Origin of the sequence: Psychrobacillus faecigallinarum (assembly GCF_014836595.1) — a bacterium.
Classification (GTDB): domain Bacteria; phylum Bacillota; class Bacilli; order Bacillales_A; family Planococcaceae; genus Psychrobacillus; species Psychrobacillus faecigallinarum.
The window spans coordinates 131,578-149,529 of sequence record NZ_JACSQO010000009.1 but is presented as its reverse complement, the minus strand read 5'-3'; the positions used below and the strand labels follow the sequence as shown (position 1 = coordinate 149,529).

At 36.9% G+C, this 17,952-nt stretch carries 18 protein-coding genes; 5 read left to right on the top strand and 13 right to left on the bottom strand.

The genetic code is table 11. The annotated features are described in order from the left end of the window. Positions 1-191 precede the first annotated feature (191 nt). From H9650_RS16175 to hprK, 5 genes are read right to left on the bottom strand one after another with little or no spacing between them, the layout of a single operon-like run. Positions 192-701: an acyltransferase gene (locus H9650_RS16175; RefSeq protein ID WP_191697633.1), complete on the bottom strand. Its 510-nt coding sequence runs from the start codon at positions 699-701 to the stop codon at positions 192-194. Beyond that, complete coding sequence (gene ppaX, locus H9650_RS16170; RefSeq protein ID WP_191697632.1) at positions 698-1,354, bottom strand: pyrophosphatase PpaX; 657 nt, start codon at positions 1,352-1,354, stop codon at positions 698-700. The genes H9650_RS16175 and ppaX overlap by 4 nt, the downstream gene beginning before the upstream one ends. Next, positions 1,351-2,289 (bottom strand): nucleoside recognition domain-containing protein, encoded by a 939-nt coding sequence (locus H9650_RS16165; protein ID WP_191697665.1) that lies wholly within the window; start codon positions 2,287-2,289, stop codon positions 1,351-1,353. Before H9650_RS16165 ends, ppaX begins: the two co-directional genes overlap by 4 nt. Before the next feature lie 23 nt (positions 2,290-2,312). Continuing rightward, entirely contained in the window at positions 2,313-3,122 is an 810-nt protein-coding gene (gene lgt, locus H9650_RS16160) for a prolipoprotein diacylglyceryl transferase (RefSeq protein ID WP_144538991.1), read from the bottom strand. Between the two features lie 28 nt (positions 3,123-3,150). Then, entirely contained in the window at positions 3,151-4,080 is a 930-nt protein-coding gene (hprK, locus tag H9650_RS16155) for an HPr(Ser) kinase/phosphatase (protein WP_144538993.1), read from the bottom strand. A 119-nt stretch (positions 4,081-4,199) separates the two neighbouring features. Here hprK and H9650_RS16150 point away from each other — a divergent pair, with 119 nt between their 5' ends. Continuing rightward, a complete protein-coding gene (locus tag H9650_RS16150; RefSeq protein WP_191697631.1) occupies positions 4,200-4,751 on the top strand; it encodes an N-acetylmuramoyl-L-alanine amidase family protein in 552 nt (183 codons plus the stop codon). 144 nt (positions 4,752-4,895) lie between these two features. Here the strand turns inward: H9650_RS16150 and H9650_RS16145 are convergent, their stop codons facing one another. The 4 genes from H9650_RS16145 to H9650_RS16130 form a co-directional block, all read right to left on the bottom strand. Beyond that, positions 4,896-6,023 carry a DUF4097 family beta strand repeat-containing protein gene (locus tag H9650_RS16145; protein WP_144538997.1) on the bottom strand — a complete coding sequence of 376 codons (1,128 nt, stop codon included), beginning with the start codon at positions 6,021-6,023 and terminating at the stop codon, positions 4,896-4,898. Between the two features lie 101 nt (positions 6,024-6,124). Continuing rightward, a complete protein-coding gene (gene uvrA / locus H9650_RS16140; protein ID WP_191697630.1) occupies positions 6,125-8,995 on the bottom strand; it encodes an excinuclease ABC subunit UvrA in 2,871 nt (956 codons plus the stop codon). A 6-nt stretch (positions 8,996-9,001) separates the two neighbouring features. After that, positions 9,002-10,984 (bottom strand): excinuclease ABC subunit UvrB, encoded by a 1,983-nt coding sequence (uvrB, locus tag H9650_RS16135; RefSeq protein ID WP_191697629.1) that lies wholly within the window; start codon positions 10,982-10,984, stop codon positions 9,002-9,004. 463 nt (positions 10,985-11,447) lie between these two features. Further along, positions 11,448-11,678, bottom strand: a complete 231-nt coding sequence (locus H9650_RS16130) for an IDEAL domain-containing protein (protein ID WP_144539003.1) — start codon at positions 11,676-11,678, stop codon at positions 11,448-11,450. Between the two features lie 179 nt (positions 11,679-11,857). Between H9650_RS16130 and H9650_RS16125 the strand changes: the two genes are divergently transcribed. Continuing rightward, on the top strand, positions 11,858-12,400 hold the full coding sequence (locus H9650_RS16125; RefSeq protein ID WP_144539005.1) for a competence protein ComK: 543 nt from the start codon (positions 11,858-11,860) through the stop codon (positions 12,398-12,400). Here H9650_RS16125 and H9650_RS16120 read toward each other — a convergent pair. Then, entirely contained in the window at positions 12,397-12,750 is a 354-nt protein-coding gene (locus H9650_RS16120; RefSeq protein WP_144539007.1) for a hypothetical protein, read from the bottom strand. The genes H9650_RS16125 and H9650_RS16120 overlap by 4 nt on opposite strands. 121 nt (positions 12,751-12,871) lie before the next feature. Beyond that, positions 12,872-14,104 carry an EAL and HDOD domain-containing protein gene (locus tag H9650_RS16115; RefSeq protein ID WP_191697628.1) on the bottom strand — a complete coding sequence of 411 codons (1,233 nt, stop codon included), beginning with the start codon at positions 14,102-14,104 and terminating at the stop codon, positions 12,872-12,874. A gap of 151 nt (positions 14,105-14,255) precedes the next feature. On the opposite strand from H9650_RS16115, the gene H9650_RS16110 reads away from it, so the two are divergent. The 3 genes from H9650_RS16110 (at position 14,256) to H9650_RS16100 (ending at position 17,069) form a co-directional block, all read left to right on the top strand. Continuing rightward, positions 14,256-15,032: an enoyl-CoA hydratase-related protein gene (locus H9650_RS16110; protein ID WP_144539011.1), complete on the top strand. Its 777-nt coding sequence runs from the start codon at positions 14,256-14,258 to the stop codon at positions 15,030-15,032. Positions 15,033-15,099: 67 nt separating this feature from the next. Then, a complete protein-coding gene (locus H9650_RS16105; protein ID WP_404814913.1) occupies positions 15,100-16,536 on the top strand; it encodes an FAD-binding oxidoreductase in 1,437 nt (478 codons plus the stop codon). After that, positions 16,533-17,069, top strand: coding sequence for an MFS transporter (locus tag H9650_RS16100; RefSeq protein WP_154310095.1), 537 nt, complete (start codon positions 16,533-16,535; stop codon positions 17,067-17,069). Before H9650_RS16105 ends, H9650_RS16100 begins: the two co-directional genes overlap by 4 nt. A gap of 53 nt (positions 17,070-17,122) precedes the next feature. Here H9650_RS16100 and H9650_RS16095 read toward each other — a convergent pair whose 3' ends face one another. Both H9650_RS16095 and H9650_RS16090 read right to left on the bottom strand, forming a co-directional pair. Then, complete coding sequence (locus tag H9650_RS16095; protein ID WP_154310094.1) at positions 17,123-17,596, bottom strand: GNAT family N-acetyltransferase; 474 nt, start codon at positions 17,594-17,596, stop codon at positions 17,123-17,125. Beyond that, positions 17,593-17,919: a hypothetical protein gene (locus H9650_RS16090; RefSeq protein ID WP_154310093.1), complete on the bottom strand. Its 327-nt coding sequence runs from the start codon at positions 17,917-17,919 to the stop codon at positions 17,593-17,595. Before H9650_RS16090 ends, H9650_RS16095 begins: the two co-directional genes overlap by 4 nt. Positions 17,920-17,952 lie beyond the last annotated feature (33 nt).

The following is a 17,952-nucleotide window of genomic DNA, read 5'->3' as shown; positions in this document are numbered from 1 at the left end:
TTACCCCTTGACGAATCAACTCTTGACTAATCAATCATTGACTCGTCAATTATATCTCAGTAAAAATATTAATCAAGTATTTTGCTTGAGAGAATTAGTTGGTAGTTTTTATCATATAAAAACTACACCTCCCCTTGTTAGTTAAAATCTAACAGGGGAGGTGCAGCTCTTTTCTAACATTAAATAGTTTTTTACTTTGCATTACGCTCTAGCATTTGTTCCTTCGTATAAATAATACTCATTGGGTTGCCTCCTACGAAGCAGCCCTCTGGCACGTCAGCATTTACTAGTGTTGCCGCAGAGATAATAGCGTCATTTCCTATTGTTATCCCAGGTAAAATAGTGGAGTTAGCGCCTATTAATACGCGATCTCCGATAATAACATCGCCAATTCGGTATTCATCAATTAAATATTCATGTGCCAATATCGTTGTGTTGTATCCTATAATCGTATTATTTCCTACTTTAATTCTTTCAGGAAACATAACATCTACCATCACCATTAAAGCAAAAGAAGTTTCCTTTCCAACTTCCATTCTTAAAAAAGTACGATAAAAAAAGTTTTTCCAGCTTAAAAAAGGTGAATATCTCGCTGCCTGGATAAAAATAAAATTTTTTATCACCTTCCAGAAAGGTACCGTATCGTACACATGCCACAGGGAATTAGCTCCCTTTACAAGGTATCTCTCCGTTTTTCTCATAAGTGCTGTCCTTTTTTTATAGAAAGTAAATCACTGATATGCTGCAGCATATAGGTTGGATTAAATGTTGCCAAGAATGCCTCACCCTTTATAGACCAAGCTACAGCGGCAGTATCTACCCCAGCTCGTTGCCCACCAACTATGTCATGAAAATTGTCACCAATCATGAGGGCGTCTTCCTTACTAACATTCAATCGTTCTAGGGCAAGCAGAATAGGTTCAGGATCAGGCTTAGTATTTGATACGTCTTCATATCCCACGATCGTGTCAAATAATGACTGACATCCAATAAGCCGAAGCCCTCTATCAATCATGGATCTTCTCTTAGTAGAAACGATTGCTAACTTATAGCCTTGATTCTTTAATTTTTGAAGGGTTTCGACAACCCCATCGAATGCTGTAACCATTTGATCGTGCTGTTCCTCATTCCACGCCCTGTATGACAAAATAAGTGACTCAGTTTGCACTGGATCAATTCCATCAAAGGTTTCCCGAAGTGATGGCCCTAAAAAAGGTATTACACTTTCTCTATCATATTTCCCAGGAAATTTATCTCCTAAAATATGTAAAAAACTTTCAATTATGAGCTCATTAGTATTTAACAACGTTCCATCAAGATCAAAAAGCAACGCTTTATAGGTTGTTCCGTTCATGTTGTAAGCACTTCCTTGGTTCTTTTCTGTTCTGATTTCCGCCAAATATAGGCGACAATAATCGTCAAGACAAAAGCCGTAATCAATCGAATGAGCAAGAGAGGTAAAATTGGAATTCCTAATGGAACAAAAATTAACGTATCCTCTACAACGGCGTGACATGCCACTAAAAAGATGAATGCTAAAGTTGCGTCCTTCTTACTTACTCCGTCCTCCTGAACCGCTTGAATCATTACTCCTGCTCCATAAGCAAGACCAATCACTAGACCAGCGACTAGAGTCATGGAAGCATTCGGCTGCACACCAATTACTTTGGTGAAAGGTGCCAGTTTATCTGAAAACTTTTGTAAGTAATTTCGGTCCTTTAAAAATTGGATGATTACCATAAGTGGAATAACAATTAGAGCAAGCTGCAAAACACCAAATGTAGCTTTTTGAAGACCGAGTAAAATAATTTCCAACCAGCCATCCGGTATGTTTTGTGTTGCAGTAACTACCCCATACTTTGCTACCTCGCCACCACCTTGCCATACTAGGTTAATAACAACCGCTGAAACTATAGCGAGTCCGAATCGGACAACTAATACGATCCATAGCTTCACTCCAACCTTTAAAGCAACTCCTGTTTCAATAAAGATATTATGGGAGAACGATAGCATGGTTGCTAATATAAATACTTCCTTCACGGATAACTCTAGAGACAATATTCCTGCTATACCTGCATAAAGATTTAATGCATTTCCTAGGACAAGTGGAATAGCTGCTTCTCCACGTAAGCCTATTAACCCCATAAAAGGCTCTATAAATTGTATTATCCATGGCAAAACAGGAGTGTGTTGCAAAATCACTACTATTAATGTTATTGGAAAGATAACCTTACTTAACGTCCACGTTGTTTTTAGACCGGCAGACAATCCCCTTTTAAGAGTCCCCATTTCCATACCCAATCCCATCTTTCTTACTTGTCTTGATAACGCACAACTGGCTTAACCATTATTCTTCTATAAACAAATATAATAATTGCTACTGCAATAGTCACTAGTGATACAACCTGTGCAGTACGCAAATCACCTATTAAATATAAACTATCTGTACGCATTCCCTCGATAAAGAAACGTCCAACTGAATACCATGTTAAATAGAAGAGGAACATTTCTCCGCGACGCAAGTTCACCTTACGAAGGAACAGCATAATAATGACTCCAATCAAGTTCCAAATAGACTCATAAAGGAATGTCGGGTGATAATATTTTCCCTCAATATACATTTGCTCTATAATCCAGTTTGGAAGGAATAGGTTTTCTAAGAAAGTTCTCGTTACCTCTCCACCATGTGCTTCCTGGTTCATAAAGTTACCCCAACGGCCAACTAACTGACCAATCAAAATACTTGGTGCCAATATGTCTGTAACCTTCCAGAAAGAACTCCGACGTTTTCTCGTAAAGAAGTAAGCAGTTAAGAACGATCCTATTAAAGCACCGTGAATCGCTATACCACCCTCCCATATTTTAATAATATTCTCTGGGTGCTGACTATAGATATCCCACTTAAATATTACGTAGTAAATACGTGCACTAATAATAGCGATTGGAACAGCCCAAAGAAGTAAATCGGTTAAATAATCCGGATGAAATCCTCTTTTTACCATTTCACGCTGTCCAACTATAAATGCAAGTACGATTCCAAATGCAATAATTATACCGTACCATCTTACTTCTAGCGGTCCTAATGAAAAAGCGACCGGATCAATTGCCTGTAGAATATTCATAAAAGCTCCTCTCAACCAAATATATTATTTAAAATTCTCCATTTTGGTTTATAACATCGTCTAATCGCTTTGCAAAATCCTCTGCTGCATTAACACCCATTTTTTTCAATCGGTGATTCATGGCAGCAACTTCTATGATGACCGCTAAATTTCGACCTGGTCGAACTGGGACCGTTAGCTTAGTCACTGCAGTATTAATAATCTCCATTTTCTCTTCCTCAAGACCTAGTCTGTCGTAAGTTTTCTTTTCATCCCAGATTTCTAGCTCGATTACAAGAGTGATTCGTTTATAGCTTCGAATGGCGCTAGCACCAAACAGTGTCATAATATCTATTATACCTAATCCACGAATCTCCAAAAGATGCTCAATCAATTTTGGGGCGCTTCCTACTAAAGTGTCCTCGCCCTCCTGTCTGATTTCCACGCAATCATCCGCAACTAACCGATGTCCCCTTTTCACTAATTCTAGGGCTGTCTCACTTTTACCTACACCGCTTTTTCCAGTGATCAATACACCTACACCATATATATCTACCAATACTCCGTGAACAGCAGTAGTAGGTGCTAGCATACTTTCCAAATAATTCGTAAGCATACTAGAAAATCTAGTGGTCGGCATGCTAGTAGTTAGAACAGGCACCGAGTTCTCGTTAGATGCTATAATTAACTCACTGGGAACCTCCATGCCATGAGCAACAATAATAACAGGTGTGTCCTGTGCACAAAGCTTCATCATCCGGTCAGATCTTTCTTTAGGTTTGAGTAATTCAAAAAAGGAAACTTCCGTTTTTCCCATTAACTGAATGCGATCGGAAGGATAGTGCATAAAGTAACCAGCCATTTCTATACCAGGTCTTGAAATATCACTTATAGAAATGTGTCGTCCAATACCCTCTTGTCCGCTAACTAAGGACAAATTAAATTTCTCTTGTATATCTTTTGTCGTAACATGAGACACATTTTCCACTCCTTTTACCCTCTGATAAACTTAGTTCTTATTTTAGCATGAATAAACATTGAATTAGTATCCATTTATCTTTTCTCTTCCTATTTATTAGTTAAAAGGAGTGAAGCGTATTGAGGATTATATTAGATGCAGGTCATGGCCCAGAAACAGCAGGAAAAAGAACCCCCGATGGTAAGATGAAGGAATTTGAGTTTAACAGTGCGGTCACAAGATTAGTTAAGAAAGAGTTAGATAACACCGGAATCGTAGTTATTTTTAGTCATTCTGATGATGTCGATGTACCATTACGAGAGCGAACTTCCCTTGCGAACAAATTAAAAGTACAAGCTTTTATTTCCATCCACGCCAATGCATATGGGAGCAATTGGAATGAAGTGAACGGTATAGAAACCTTCACGTATTTGAAGCCTTCCGCCGATTCTATTTTACTAGCAAAGCATATTCATGAATCCCTCTGTATCTCTGTGGAACGGAAAAATCGGGGGGTTAAACAGAAGGATCTAGCTGTTGTACGAGATACTATCATGCCAGCTGTTCTAGTGGAATGTGGTTTTATGACGAACAAAGAGGAAGCAAGGCTTCTGCAATCCGAAGAATATCGTTTAAAATGTGCACAAGGAATTGCCACTGGAATAAAGATTTGGGTAAAAAATAAAAACTAAAAAAAGTAGAAGGGTGTTTGTGAACATCCCCTTCTACCTTTTTCCTACCTATTGCACTTTCTTAAGCGAACCAACTCTATATAATTTTGAAGGACTTTATAAAGAAAAGACCAAGTCAACAAATGACTTGGTCTTAGTTGTTTATTATGCTTCCGTTGTATATCTAACTAAAACTGATCCTGTTTTAGCATCTCCATATACTCGTAACGGCTCTCCCTCAGAGTCTACTACTTTTGTGAAGCCTACTTTTTTATTGAGAAGCTGCTCAGATTGGTTTAACTGAGTTACATCAGAAAGCTGCACATCTATACGCCCTAACTGTGTAGAAGTTTCGCCTTTTAAAGAAACGTTTTTAGGTACATAAATTTCAACAGTACCTGCTACCGCTGTTCCTTCGATTTTACGTGCTTCTTTGTCTTTCGTTGTCAGAATTACATGTCCACTAACCGAAGAGCCTTCTATGTCCTTCAATTTTCCATCTACGTAAATGCGGCCATTCATCGTTTCTACCTCAACGGTGTCACCTTCAACATTTTGAACCTGGACTGAGCCATTTACAGTTTCTATGTCTGCTCTATGGAACTTACTATCTTCCAATTCCACCTTACCGTTTGTTGTCTTAATCTTAAAGGTTTTAGATTCTAGGTTTTTCGCAATGAAATCACCGTTAAACAAACGCGCAGAAATATGATTATATTCTTTTTCTGGTATATAAAGTGCTACTTGTACGGCTACCGTTTTCATATCACTATAAACACGTAATTTATTTCCTTCAGTAGTAAAGATAAACTCATTTTGGAATCTTGTTCTTGCTTCTTCCTCTGTAGAATTTTTAAAGGATTTTACCTTCACTGTTGCGTGGGTAAAAGGCTCCTCAGATGGATGAATTTCCACTTTACCATTTGCAAGATTAATCGCGATATCCTCAAATTGTATATCTTCTTTTACAAATTTTTCTTCAAACGTAACCGGATCACTTAATTTAACTTCAAACTCGAAATCCTTCATCTTATCTACAGTTCCTTGCATGAACTGCATGAAGCGATCTCCTACCATAGTAAAATCACGTTTCAGTTCTTCGATAAAATCAGTATTTCCTTGTCTCGTTTGATGCGTTTTTTCTTTTTCTTTTTCTTCAAACTTCTGTTCATTTACTTGGGGAGTGACTATTGTTGCTTGCTTACCGAGCTCTTCTAAAAGTGCTAGTGCTTCCTGTGCAGTAATCGTGCCGTTTTCAACCATATCTAAAATACGTTTACGTTCCTCTTGCATAGTGAAAGGCCTCCTCATAAATTAAAAGTGTATTGCAAATTTCTTCCTATTAGTTATACGTTCTATGAGTCAAAAAGTTTCATTGAAGCTTTTTGAGTTTTTTAACTTTTTGTAGTTGCTTTGTTAATGCCTTCTTCCATTCTTTTACGATCACGCTCTAATATAGTTTTTAAATACTTACCAGTATAGGAATTCTTGGCTTCTGCAATTTTTTCTGGTGTTCCAGATGCTAGGATTGTTCCACCTTTATCGCCACCCTCTGGTCCCAAATCAATTAAGTAATCAGCTGTTTTAATGACGTCCAAATTATGTTCAATGACTAGAACAGTATCTCCATTTTCAACTAAGCGCTGTAAAACAATAAGTAATCTTGCAATGTCATCGACATGTAATCCTGTAGTTGGCTCATCCAAAATATAAAATGACTTACCATTCGAGCGCTTATGTAGCTCTGAAGCCAGTTTCACACGTTGCGCTTCTCCACCAGAAAGAGTGGTTGCAGGCTGACCAAGTTCCATATAACCTAGCCCCACATCAAAAAGGGTTTGTATTTTACGACTGATTTTCGGATGGTTTTCAAAGAAAGCAACCCCTTCTTCTACTGTCATCTTCAAAATGTCTGAAATGCTTTTTCCTTTATATAATACTTCCAGTGTCTCTCGATTATAGCGTTTTCCATGACATATCTCGCAAGGTACATAAACATCCGGTAAAAAGTGCATCTCGATTTTGATAATTCCATCGCCTCGACAAGCCTCACAGCGTCCACCTTTTACATTAAAGCTGAAGCGTCCTTTTTTATATCCTCTAATCTTAGCCTCATTAGTCGTTGCAAATAGATCTCTTATATCATCAAAAACGCCAGTATAAGTGGCAGGATTTGAGCGAGGTGTGCGTCCAATTGGTGACTGATCGATATCAATCACCTTATCTAGCATTTCTATTCCCTCTATTGCTTTATGTGCACCTGGCAACGATCTAGCTCGGTTGATGTTGTGTGCTAATGATTTATACAGAATTTCGTTGACCAATGTACTTTTCCCAGAGCCAGATACACCAGTCACAGCAGTAAATACCCCTAGTGGAATATCAACATTAACATTTTTCAGGTTATTTTCCTTAGCACCTTTAATCTTAATAAAACGACCATCTGGTTTTCTTCTTTCTAAAGGAAGAGGGATAAACTTTTTCCCGCTTAAATATTGTCCTGTAAGAGAATTTTTATCTTTCATTACCTCTTCAGGAGTTCCGGCAGCTACTATTTGTCCACCATGTACTCCTGCTCCTGGACCTACATCAATCAAATAATCAGCAGCCATCATCGTATCTTCATCATGTTCTACAACGATTAAAGTGTTTCCTATATCTCGCATATCCTTCAGAGTTGCTACTAAACGGTCATTGTCTCTTTGGTGTAGACCGATAGAAGGTTCATCAAGAATATAAAGTACGCCCGTAAGACGAGAGCCAATTTGAGTCGCTAAACGAATTCGTTGAGCCTCTCCTCCAGATAATGTCCCAGATGCCCGATTCAGAGTCAAATAATTTAGTCCCACATTATCTAGAAAGCTAAGTCGTTCATCAATTTCTCTTAAAACTAATCGAGCGATTTGCATGTCCTTCTCTGACAATTTCAGTTCACTGAAAAATTTATTTGCTTCCTCAATCGAAAATCTAGAAACTTGGCCAATATGCAATGAATCTATTTTCACTGCCATCGTTTCTTCCTTTAAACGGTAACCCTTACAAGTAGGACAGTCATGCTCTGCCATATACTTTTCCATTTGCTCTCGAATATAATCAGAGGACGTATCTTTATAACGTCTTTCAATGTTTGCAAGTACACCTTCGAATTGAATCGAATTGTCCCTTACTTGGCCATATTCGTTTTGATAACGGAAACGAATTTTGTCCTTTCCTGAACCGTACATAATTTTGTTCCACTGATCAATAGGTAGTTTCTCAACTGGAACATTCATTTTTATTTTGTAATGCTTACACACTGCCTCTAGTAACTTTGGATAGTATTGAGAGCTCGTAGGCTGCCACGCTACAATGGCTCCCTCTTCCAGTGTTAATGTCTTATCTGGAACAACTAAATCTGGATTGACCTCTAATTTGGTGCCTAACCCATCACAATCTGTACACGCACCAAATGGACTGTTAAACGAAAACATTCTCGGCTCTAGCTCGCCAATAGAAAAGCCACATATTGGACATGCGTGATGCTCGCTAAATAGTAGCTCCTCTTGTTCCATCACATCTATTAGAACTCGTCCATCTCCGAGTCGCAACGCAGATTCTAAGGAATCGCTTAATCGTGCAGCTATACCTTCTTTTAATACAACTCGGTCGATAACTACTTCAATATTATGTTTTTTATTTTTATCTAAGTTTATATCGTCATCTAAGTCTATTAAATCTCCATTAATGCGAACGCGTACATATCCTTGTTTTTTCATGTCCTCTAGTAATTTCACATGAGTTCCTTTACGACCAGAAACAATCGGAGCAAGAATCTGCATTTTAGTTCTTTCTGGATACTCGCTTAATCGGTCAACCATTTGCTCAATTGTTTGCGAGGATATTTCAATTCCATGGTTTGGACAAATTGGCTTCCCTACCCGAGCATATAACAATCGCATATAATCATAAATTTCTGTAACAGTTGCTACTGTAGATCTTGGATTTTTACTTGTCGTCTTTTGATCAATCGAAATGGCCGGTGATAGCCCTTCTATTGAATCAACGTCTGGTTTATCCATTTGGCCTAGAAACTGTCTTGCGTATGCCGATAAGGATTCTACATAGCGTCGTTGTCCTTCAGCATAAATAGTGTCAAAGGCTAAGGAAGACTTACCAGAACCAGATAAACCTGTCATAACGACAAGCTTATCTCTTGGTATTTTGATACTTATATCTTTTAAATTATTTGTACGAGCACCTTGAATATTAATCTCTTGGTTTTTCACCAATCATCATCCTTCCAGCTTGAGCTCCAGAATTGCATCACGTAATTCAGCAGCCCGTTCAAAGTTAAGCGCCTTTGCAGCATCTTTCATTTCTTTTTCTAGCTTTTCTAGTAGTTTACCCTTTTCCTCTTTAGTTAAGACTTTTCCACTAGTTAATTGCTGTGCATAGCTTTCCTCTTCTTCAGCCACTTGAGAGGCTCTAATTACTTCTCTTATTTTCTTCACAATTGTTTTAGGTGTAATGCCATGCTTTTCGTTATATTCCATTTGAATTGTACGACGACGCTTTGTTTCATCGATTGCTTTTTTCATGGAATCTGTCATTTTATCTGCATACATAATAACTTCTCCGTTGGAGTTTCGGGCTGCTCGACCAATCGTTTGAATCAATGAACGCTCCGAACGTAGGAATCCTTCCTTATCGGCATCCAAAATAGCAACTAGTGAAACCTCTGGCAAGTCTAACCCCTCTCTCAACAGGTTAATGCCGATTAAAACATCATAAGTACCTAATCGAAGCTCTCGAATAATCTCAATTCGTTCTAAGGTTTTTACCTCAGAATGTAAATATTGCACCTTAATGCCTATTTCTTTTAAATAATCCGTTAAATCCTCGGACATCTTTTTCGTCAAAGTAGTTATCAGTACTCGTTCATTTTTTGCCGTTCTTTCATAAATCTCATTGATTAAATCATCTATTTGACCTTCAATAGGTTTTACGGTAATGACTGGATCCAATAAACCAGTTGGGCGAATAATTTGTTCAACCATTTCTGGTGTATGCTCCAATTCATATGGTCCCGGTGTTGCTGATACATAGATTGCTTGTTTTACATGTCCCTCAAATTCCTGGAATGTTAGAGGTCTATTATCTAAAGCTGATGGCAAACGGAAGCCGTAATTCACTAATACTGATTTACGAGCCTGATCCCCATTATACATTCCTCTAACCTGAGGTAACGAAACGTGACTTTCATCTATTACGAGCAAGAAATCCTCTGGAAAATAATCTAATAATGTATAGGGGGTCGCTCCTGCTTCCCTTAATGTTAAGTGACGAGAATAGTTTTCTATTCCAGAGCAGAATCCCATTTCCTCCATCATTTCTAAATCATAATTGGTCCGTTGCTCCAATCTCTGAGCTTCTAACAACTTATCCTCGCTGCGAAGGATGGTTAGTTGTTCTTCTAGTTCTTGACGAATGTTGTTAATCGCTATTTTCATTTTTTCTTCCCTAGTTACGAAGTGGGATGCAGGGAAAATAGCTACATGGTCACGCTCTCCCAATATTTCTCCTGTTAATGCGTTTACTTCACGAATTCTATCTATTTCATCACCAAAAAATTCTACTCTTAGACATCTCTCATCACGGGAAGCAGGGAATATCTCCACTACATCTCCACGGACACGGAATGTTCCACGAGTAAAATTAATATCATTACGTTCATATTGAACATCTACAAGCTTTCTTAATAGCTGATTCCTATCGATTTCCATACCGGTTCTTAAAGACACAACCATCTCTCTATATTCTTCGGGATTCCCTAAACCATATATGCAGGAAACTGAAGCGATGATAATGACATCCTTACGCTCAAATAATGAGGAAGTGGCAGAATGTCGTAATTTATCTATTTCTTCATTTATACTTGAATCTTTCTCTATATAAGTATCTGTTTGTGGTACGTATGCCTCTGGTTGAAAGTAGTCATAATAACTAACAAAGTATTCTACTGCATTGTTAGGAAAGAATTCCTTGAACTCACTATATAGTTGTCCCGCCAGTGTTTTGTTATGGGCCATTACAAGGGTTGGCTTATTGATTTGTTGAATTACATTAGAAATAGTAAAGGTCTTACCGGTACCTGTGGCCCCTAGTAATGTTTGATGCTTTTTACCTTTCTTTACTCCTTTAACTAGTTCTTTAATCGCTTCTACTTGATCCCCTGCCGGCTCATACGGAGATTGTAAATCAAAGATTTGTTCCATATGTTTGCCTCCCGTGTGCTTAATAAATTTAGTGTAACATAATCATTTTTCTAACACTATTAAAACGAACATACGTTTTAAAACTTTTTATTTTGAGTATGTTGGACTATTGATGTAGCAACGTTTGAATAAAATATTACTCCTTGTATTACTACCCTCTTTTCAAGAAAAAGCTACATTAGATTCTAATTTGGCAAAGAGTAAAGGAATAATTTTTATTTTTGTGTCTATAAGAAGCACTTACTATCTTAGAAAAATTGAAATCCATTTATTTGAAGAAATCGTTTTAAACGATGAATCTTACTGCCTACATTGATTTCCGCATTCTGCGCGATGACCATCATCCAAACAACTAAGTGAAACTTGTTCATTTTAAATGGCAAAGCTCTATTTATGAAATTAACTCATTTTTAAATTCAACTACATAAATAAAAAAAAGCCGCTCTGCATAAGCGGCTTTTGTTTAACTCTTTAGTTGGAGCAAAACATTTGTATATTCGTTAAATGCTTTTCTGTCCTTACGATCCAACGCCTCATCTATCAACTCTAGTAATCGATAACTCCTTTGCTCCCGGTGGACAACATTTAAAAACATATCAAGATAAATTTCGTTTAACAATTTTTCTGCGGAGCTTTCTTTTCCTGTTTGTCCCATTGCTTTCATAAAATCTGTATATGAATATTGTTTGTCCATTATAATCACCCCGATGCCTTTTTTATATTATATAAAAGCTAAAGGCTACTTGCAATCATTTTAAGAAAATTTAGATTATATAGTAAACATAAAATATTTTAATAATTAGATATATTAACTTGATTTATTTCCAAATTTAGCTATAATTTAAATTATATTATACTAAGGAGTGAAATTTTCTGGCAAAAAAATATGAGAATAAATCCCATCTTATTTCCTTTGAAACAGCGTCCCTTCAACCTTTAGTAGTAAATAACAAAGTTTACACGAAAGTTATTAATTTTTCTGGCGAGTCTTTCATTGTAAGTAAAAAGCCATATGAAATTGTTCGCTACTCCTGTGCTTTCTACGGTTCTTCCTTTCAACATGCTGTAAATTTGTCTCGAGAAACCATTGGTAACTACTTTAAGCTTCCAATTGTACTTGCGCATGACTATGGTTCACCTTGTATTTTGCTTCCTATCCTTTCTCCTAAATCTGATTTAAATATCTGGTTTTCCTTTCAAGCAATTGAAGCATTCTACCCTACTCAAAAAGGCTCTACTATCGTCTTACCGAACGGTGACACAATTGATGTTCCTGTTTCTACGAATACTATCAGCCGTCAGATTGCCTATTCCAATATTTTAAGTACCCATTTTCTTAAAAGAATGAGCCATCTTTTAAACCACGGTTTTATAACTTCCAGACATGCAGTTCGAAAAACATTACCAATCGATTAGGAAATGGTTAAGTACATTGTAAGTAGTTCTTCTACGCGGTTACGAAGACGGACATTCAAATAACGTCGATGCTCCTCGTAGCCACCATGAAAAAATACATATTCTGTGAACATATCATCTCCTTCTCCTCGGAGCACTTTCATACTATGCCTCCTCATGTAAATATGTGTGTCTTTTAACTCTTTTTGTACCTGCTTCACTGCTTCTTCGACAATGTTTATATATGGTCTGTTTAATTTGAAGGGAGCCTTTTCAAAAATCGTCCGATCCTTTTCCAAGATGGTAAATACCATAGGAAGATAAATCATATTTTCAAAATAAGGAATCGCCTCTTCAGGTATTAATGGCATCTTAATCACCTTTCTTTTTAAGAACACTTGTTCTTATTATATTACAACTTATCAAAGAAAATGCAATGGAAAGAAAAGAAATTCAATAAAAAAACTGCCAATCCGAAAATTGGCAGTAGTATTATTGAGTAACTATTTCAGAAGCCCACCGACGGGCCTCCTTATAAAAGTTATTAAGTGAGGAGAAATCAATACCGATTGTCTCAGCACCATCAAACATATCAGTCCAGCGTACCTCGTCATAAGCAATTGTTAAGTCTAAGAAAGCCGTCAGGTCTGTTTTAGTACCAGACAGAGTCGCTGCTACTTCATCTGAAAGAGGTAATTCTCTTACTAGTTGCTCCATTTCTCTATGCAATAATGTATCCATTAAGGAGAACATCCCTACCAATAAATATTCAGAGGAATTATGTAGACGCTTTTCTTTCGCTAACAGCTCACAAAATTTCGCTCTAAACAAGGATGCCTCTATAATAGCTAGTCCGTCTCCGTTATGTGTGTTATGTGCTTCACGTAGCATTAATACATGAATCCAATGATTGATTTCCTCAAGCCCGAGCATCAATACACCCTGCTTGATCGAGCGAACCTTGGAGCGAGTTTTAATAGCTGATGAATTAATCAATTTAAGCACCTTAAAGGTCAAAGAAACATCACGTTCAATTTCAATAGCTATTTCATCCAAAGTGGCTTCCTCATTGCGCAAAAGACTAATCAGTCTCAAATACTGCATTATATTACCTGGAATCTCCGTGGACTTAATGATTTCAGGTTTGGCAAAAAAGTAGCCTTGAAACAATTTATAGCCTGCTGCCTTTGCCTCATAGAAATCGATACGGGTTTCAATCTTCTCTGCAAGCAAAACTATATGAGGATAATTAGTTTGAACAATCTTTTCAACAGCATTTCGCTCCTCTATTGAGCTAGAAAGAAAGTCTATTTTGATGAAGTTAACAATACTAAATAATTCTTCATAGTAAAGAACATTATTTTTTAGTACAAAATCATCTAATGCCAAGAGAAAGCCCATTGCTTTTATCTGTCTAATATTTTGTATAATACTTGGCGTAATTATAATGTCCTCTAAAATCTCCACCACAATTCTGTTGGAAGGAAATCTTTTTAAAACTTCCTTATCGAGAAGATTTTCAGTAAAGTTGATAAAGCATAGCTTATCACCTGCAAGCTCATTTATACCTATAGTAAGAAATGAATGCGTTAGTACATCAATAGTAGCCATATCTGCATCCACTTCTGGGAAAGAATTGTCTTCGTTGTTTCTATATAACAATTCAAAACCGAATAACGATTCGTTTATATTAAAAATTGGCTGTCTTGCAATAAAGATATCCATTTTAATTCCTCTTGTTCTAAGAAATGTAATTTATAACTATTGTATCAAAAAAAGTAAGGAAAAACGACCTATTTTTTCCTTTAGTGACAGAATAATCATAAAATGATATGTTAAGATATGAGGAACTTATCGTATTTTAGGGGGAGATATAATGGAAACCATTGCTTATGAACAACAAGGTAATATTGGATATGTGACATTAAATAGACCCGAGGCATTGAATGCATTCAATTACGACATGCTACGCGAGCTTGGTGAAATAGCCGAATCCATTCGCATTAATCCTGACATTAGACTAGTAATCTTTACAGGCTCTGGCGAAAAGTCCTTTAGTGTTGGGGCTGACTTAAAAGAGCGTCGAACATTAACAGAGCAACGAGTAAAGCGAAATATATATAAAATAGGTGAAGTATTTTCTATGATTGAAAACCTGCCACAGCCAACCATTGCCATGTTAAATGGTTATGCTTTTGGAGGTGGTACTGAGCTGGCACTTGCATGTGATTTCCGGATTGCAGCAGATGACATTCTAATGGGACTAACGGAAACAAGCTTGGCCATCATTCCTGGGGCTGGTGGGACACAGCGTTTGCCACGTTTAATTGGAGAGTCAAAGGCGCTGGAGCTTATCTTAACAGCTAAGAGATTAACAGCACATGAAGCATTCACATATGGACTTTTAACTAAAGTTGCTAGTCGTGAAACGTTAAAGCAGGAAACCGAGAGCTTCGCAGCCCTTATCCTTGCAAATGGCCCTGTAGCACTTCAGCAAGCGAAATTTGCCGTAAAAAAAGGAATGAACGTAGATTTACAAACCGGCTTACAAATTGAACGTAAGGCTTATGAGGTCACTATTCCAACCGAGGATCGTGTAGAGGCATTAAATGCATTTAACGAAAAAAGAAAGCCTGTTTTTAAGGGGAAATAATACAACAAAAGGGATATTGTCTTAATGGCACTATCTCTTTTTTATCTATATTAGGAGGAGAAAAATCATTAATAAATCTCGTATCCTTTTTAGTGTCATTTACATAGTTTTGTTCGTCGCATCTTACACACTTTTTCAAACAAAACAAGCTACCCAACTCGTTGAAGATTCTGGGGGTTTATTGCCAGTCAAAATGAAGTCAATTGAATCTACTAGGAAAGTAGAGGATATTCAAAGAATTGTGCAAGAAGCGAGCCACAATAAAGAAACTATTTCTATTGCAGGTATGCAGCATAGCCAAGGGGGACAAACCTTATATCCGAATGGGATTTTACTAGATATGAAGGGGTATAACAAAATACTAGAGCTAGATGAAAAAAACAAAATGATAACAGTTCAAAGTGGAGTAACATGGGCAGATATTCAATCCTATATCAATCCCTATGGGCTCTCTCTTAAGGTCAGCCAGTCTCAGAATATTTTTACTGTTGGAGGTTCATTGAGCGTAAATGTTCATGGAAGGAATATTGAGTATACCTCCTTAATCGATACAGTTGAATCTATCCGACTACTGAATGCTGATGGGGAAATTCTTCATGTTAGCCGAAAAGAAAACGCTGAACTTTTTCCTTTGGTTATAGGGGGTTACGGATTATTTGGAATCATTTTGGACGTTACATTGCATTTAACGGATGATGAGCTGTATCAAATACGTACCAATTCCTTTGCCTTTGATGAATACAGCTCCTATTTCCGTGAACAAATTTTACAGGATAAACGTGTCAAAATGCATTTAGCCAGAATTTCTGTTGCACCCAATAATTTTTTAGAGGATATGTATGTAACTGATTACTACTTAGCAGACAATCAATCATTACTGGAAAGCCATTCAAAGTTAAAAAGAGAAACAATAATTGCGATCCCTAAGTTTTTCCTGGGTCTCTCCCGAATAAATGACTGGGGTAAGAATATATTTTGGAATACTCAAGAATCGTATAACCAAAAATTAGAGGATACGTATATTTCCAGAAACAACGTTATGCGCTCTGAGTCGGCATTTATGGAGTATGATAACCATAGCAAAACGGAAGTATTACAGGAATATTTTATACCAATAGATGAGTTTAGCACCTATATCGAAGATTTGAGAGATATTTTAAAGGATGAACAAGATTTTAACCTTCTTAATATTACTATTCGTTACGTGAAGAAAAACGAAGAGGCTGTCATGTCCTACTCAAAGGATGATATGTTCGCACTTGTCCTGTTGGTTAATCAGGGAACAGACGAGGAAAGTATGCAGGAAACGACACGCGTCGTTCGAAGTATTATTGATATTACTTTAGCTCATGATGGAAGCTATTATTTACCCTATTATCATTTCCCAACAAGGGAACAACTAATAGAAGCCTATCCGAGAACAGAAGAGTTTTTTTATATGAAAGAAAAATATGACCCTGAAAATAAATTTATGAATATGTTCTATAAGGAGTACCACCAATGAAATACAAAAAATTCATCCTCTACCAAGGCATCATCGGAATGGCATCCAGTATGATCTTTCCTTTTTATGTTCTTCTATTAAACAATGTTGGAAGAAGCTATTCTCAGTTCGGCTGGGCTTATGGATTATTTGCTCTTACTGCAGCATTAACCTATCCATTTGTCGGTAAACTTGCAGATAAAATTGGTGATAAGCTTTTGCTTATTCTCTATTCATGGGGAATGGCTGTTATTTTGTTAATTTTCCCATTAGCCTACGAGATATGGCATGTATATATGCTTCAAATTTTTATGGGAATATTAGGCGCTGTTCAGAAGAACTCTGAAAAAACAGTACTTGCTCGGAATGTAAAAAAAGAATCTGCTGGAAAAGAAATTGGTACGTACCATATTTGGACCTCTATCGCTGCAGCAGTAGCCGTAATTGCCACCGGCTATCTTGTCGACTTTTTAACTATCGGTACTCTCTTTTATCTAGCCTCTATTATTTTTGCATGGAGCGGTCTATATATTCTTAAGCTCAAAATAGAATAATAGCTAACTGGTGAGACTTCAACGAAAAACCACAGCAAAACAGCCAAAGAGATTTACTCCTTGGCTGTTTTATAAATCATTTTGACAAATTCATAGCTTCCTCCGTTAGTATCTTGTAAAAAATTACTAACCTTTTCAAAGCCTATTTTCTTATAGGTACCTATAGCTCGCTTGTTAAAGGCAGCGACAGATAAAGTAATGATTGTCGGTTGAAATCTATTTAGTGCAAACTGCATGCCTGCTTGCAAAAAATCTAACCCTCTTCCCCTACCCGTTAAATCTGGACGCATGCCTAGTCCAATATCAATTTCCCCAGGGGATACGGAAGTAAAGCTAAAGAAGCCGATGATTTCATCATGCTCCAAAACGACAAAATAAGAATCACCGCGGCTTATCGGATTTAGAAATTCTTCTAAATCTTCTTTATCAGCCTCCATATCATAAAAGGAATATGGTTCCTCATAATGCCAGCTATAGGCAATAACATTTGCCTGATTTTGAGTCATTGGTTGAAGTGTATAGCTCAAGCACTTTTTTCTCCCCTCTTACCCTGTCTTACAAAATAAATAATAGGGTTTAATAAACTCAACAAAGTTATAGCGAGGAACATAAAGGTTGAAACTATATCTCCTCCTAAATTAAGCTCATCTACTATAATTCCTTCTATATAAAGCATTTGGGCACACGCAACTATAGAAACAATAGAAATGCTAGAAATAGTGAAGCTCGTTAACCATTTTCTTTGTACAGGGAGAACTACTATTATAAATAACATCACAGACAAAAGTAGAAACGTGATAAAGACAGGTCTCATTAATGTAAACGTGCTAAAAGCTTCAAAACTGTACATAAGCACTCCCCATTAGGAAATAGATAAGGAACA

Coding starts and splice junctions, on each gene's coding strand:
- H9650_RS16175 (WP_191697633.1), bottom strand. CDS start 701: ATGAGAAAAACGGAGAGATACCTTGTAAAGGGAGCTAATTCCCTGTGG.
- ppaX (WP_191697632.1), bottom strand. CDS start 1,354: ATGAACGGAACAACCTATAAAGCGTTGCTTTTTGATCTTGATGGAACG.
- H9650_RS16165 (WP_191697665.1), bottom strand. CDS start 2,289: ATGGGGACTCTTAAAAGGGGATTGTCTGCCGGTCTAAAAACAACGTGG.
- lgt (WP_144538991.1), bottom strand. CDS start 3,122: ATGAATATTCTACAGGCAATTGATCCGGTCGCTTTTTCATTAGGACCG.
- H9650_RS16145 (WP_144538997.1), bottom strand. CDS start 6,023: ATGCAAGAGGAACGTAAACGTATTTTAGATATGGTTGAAAACGGCACG.
- uvrB (WP_191697629.1), bottom strand. CDS start 10,984: ATGGAACAAATCTTTGATTTACAATCTCCGTATGAGCCGGCAGGGGAT.
- H9650_RS16130 (WP_144539003.1), bottom strand. CDS start 11,678: ATGGACAAACAATATTCATATACAGATTTTATGAAAGCAATGGGACAA.
- H9650_RS16120 (WP_144539007.1), bottom strand. CDS start 12,750: ATGCCATTAATACCTGAAGAGGCGATTCCTTATTTTGAAAATATGATT.
- H9650_RS16115 (WP_191697628.1), bottom strand. CDS start 14,104: ATGGATATCTTTATTGCAAGACAGCCAATTTTTAATATAAACGAATCG.
- H9650_RS16110 (WP_144539011.1), top strand. CDS start 14,256: ATGGAAACCATTGCTTATGAACAACAAGGTAATATTGGATATGTGACA.
- H9650_RS16100 (WP_154310095.1), top strand. CDS start 16,533: ATGAAATACAAAAAATTCATCCTCTACCAAGGCATCATCGGAATGGCA.
- H9650_RS16090 (WP_154310093.1), bottom strand. CDS start 17,919: ATGTACAGTTTTGAAGCTTTTAGCACGTTTACATTAATGAGACCTGTC.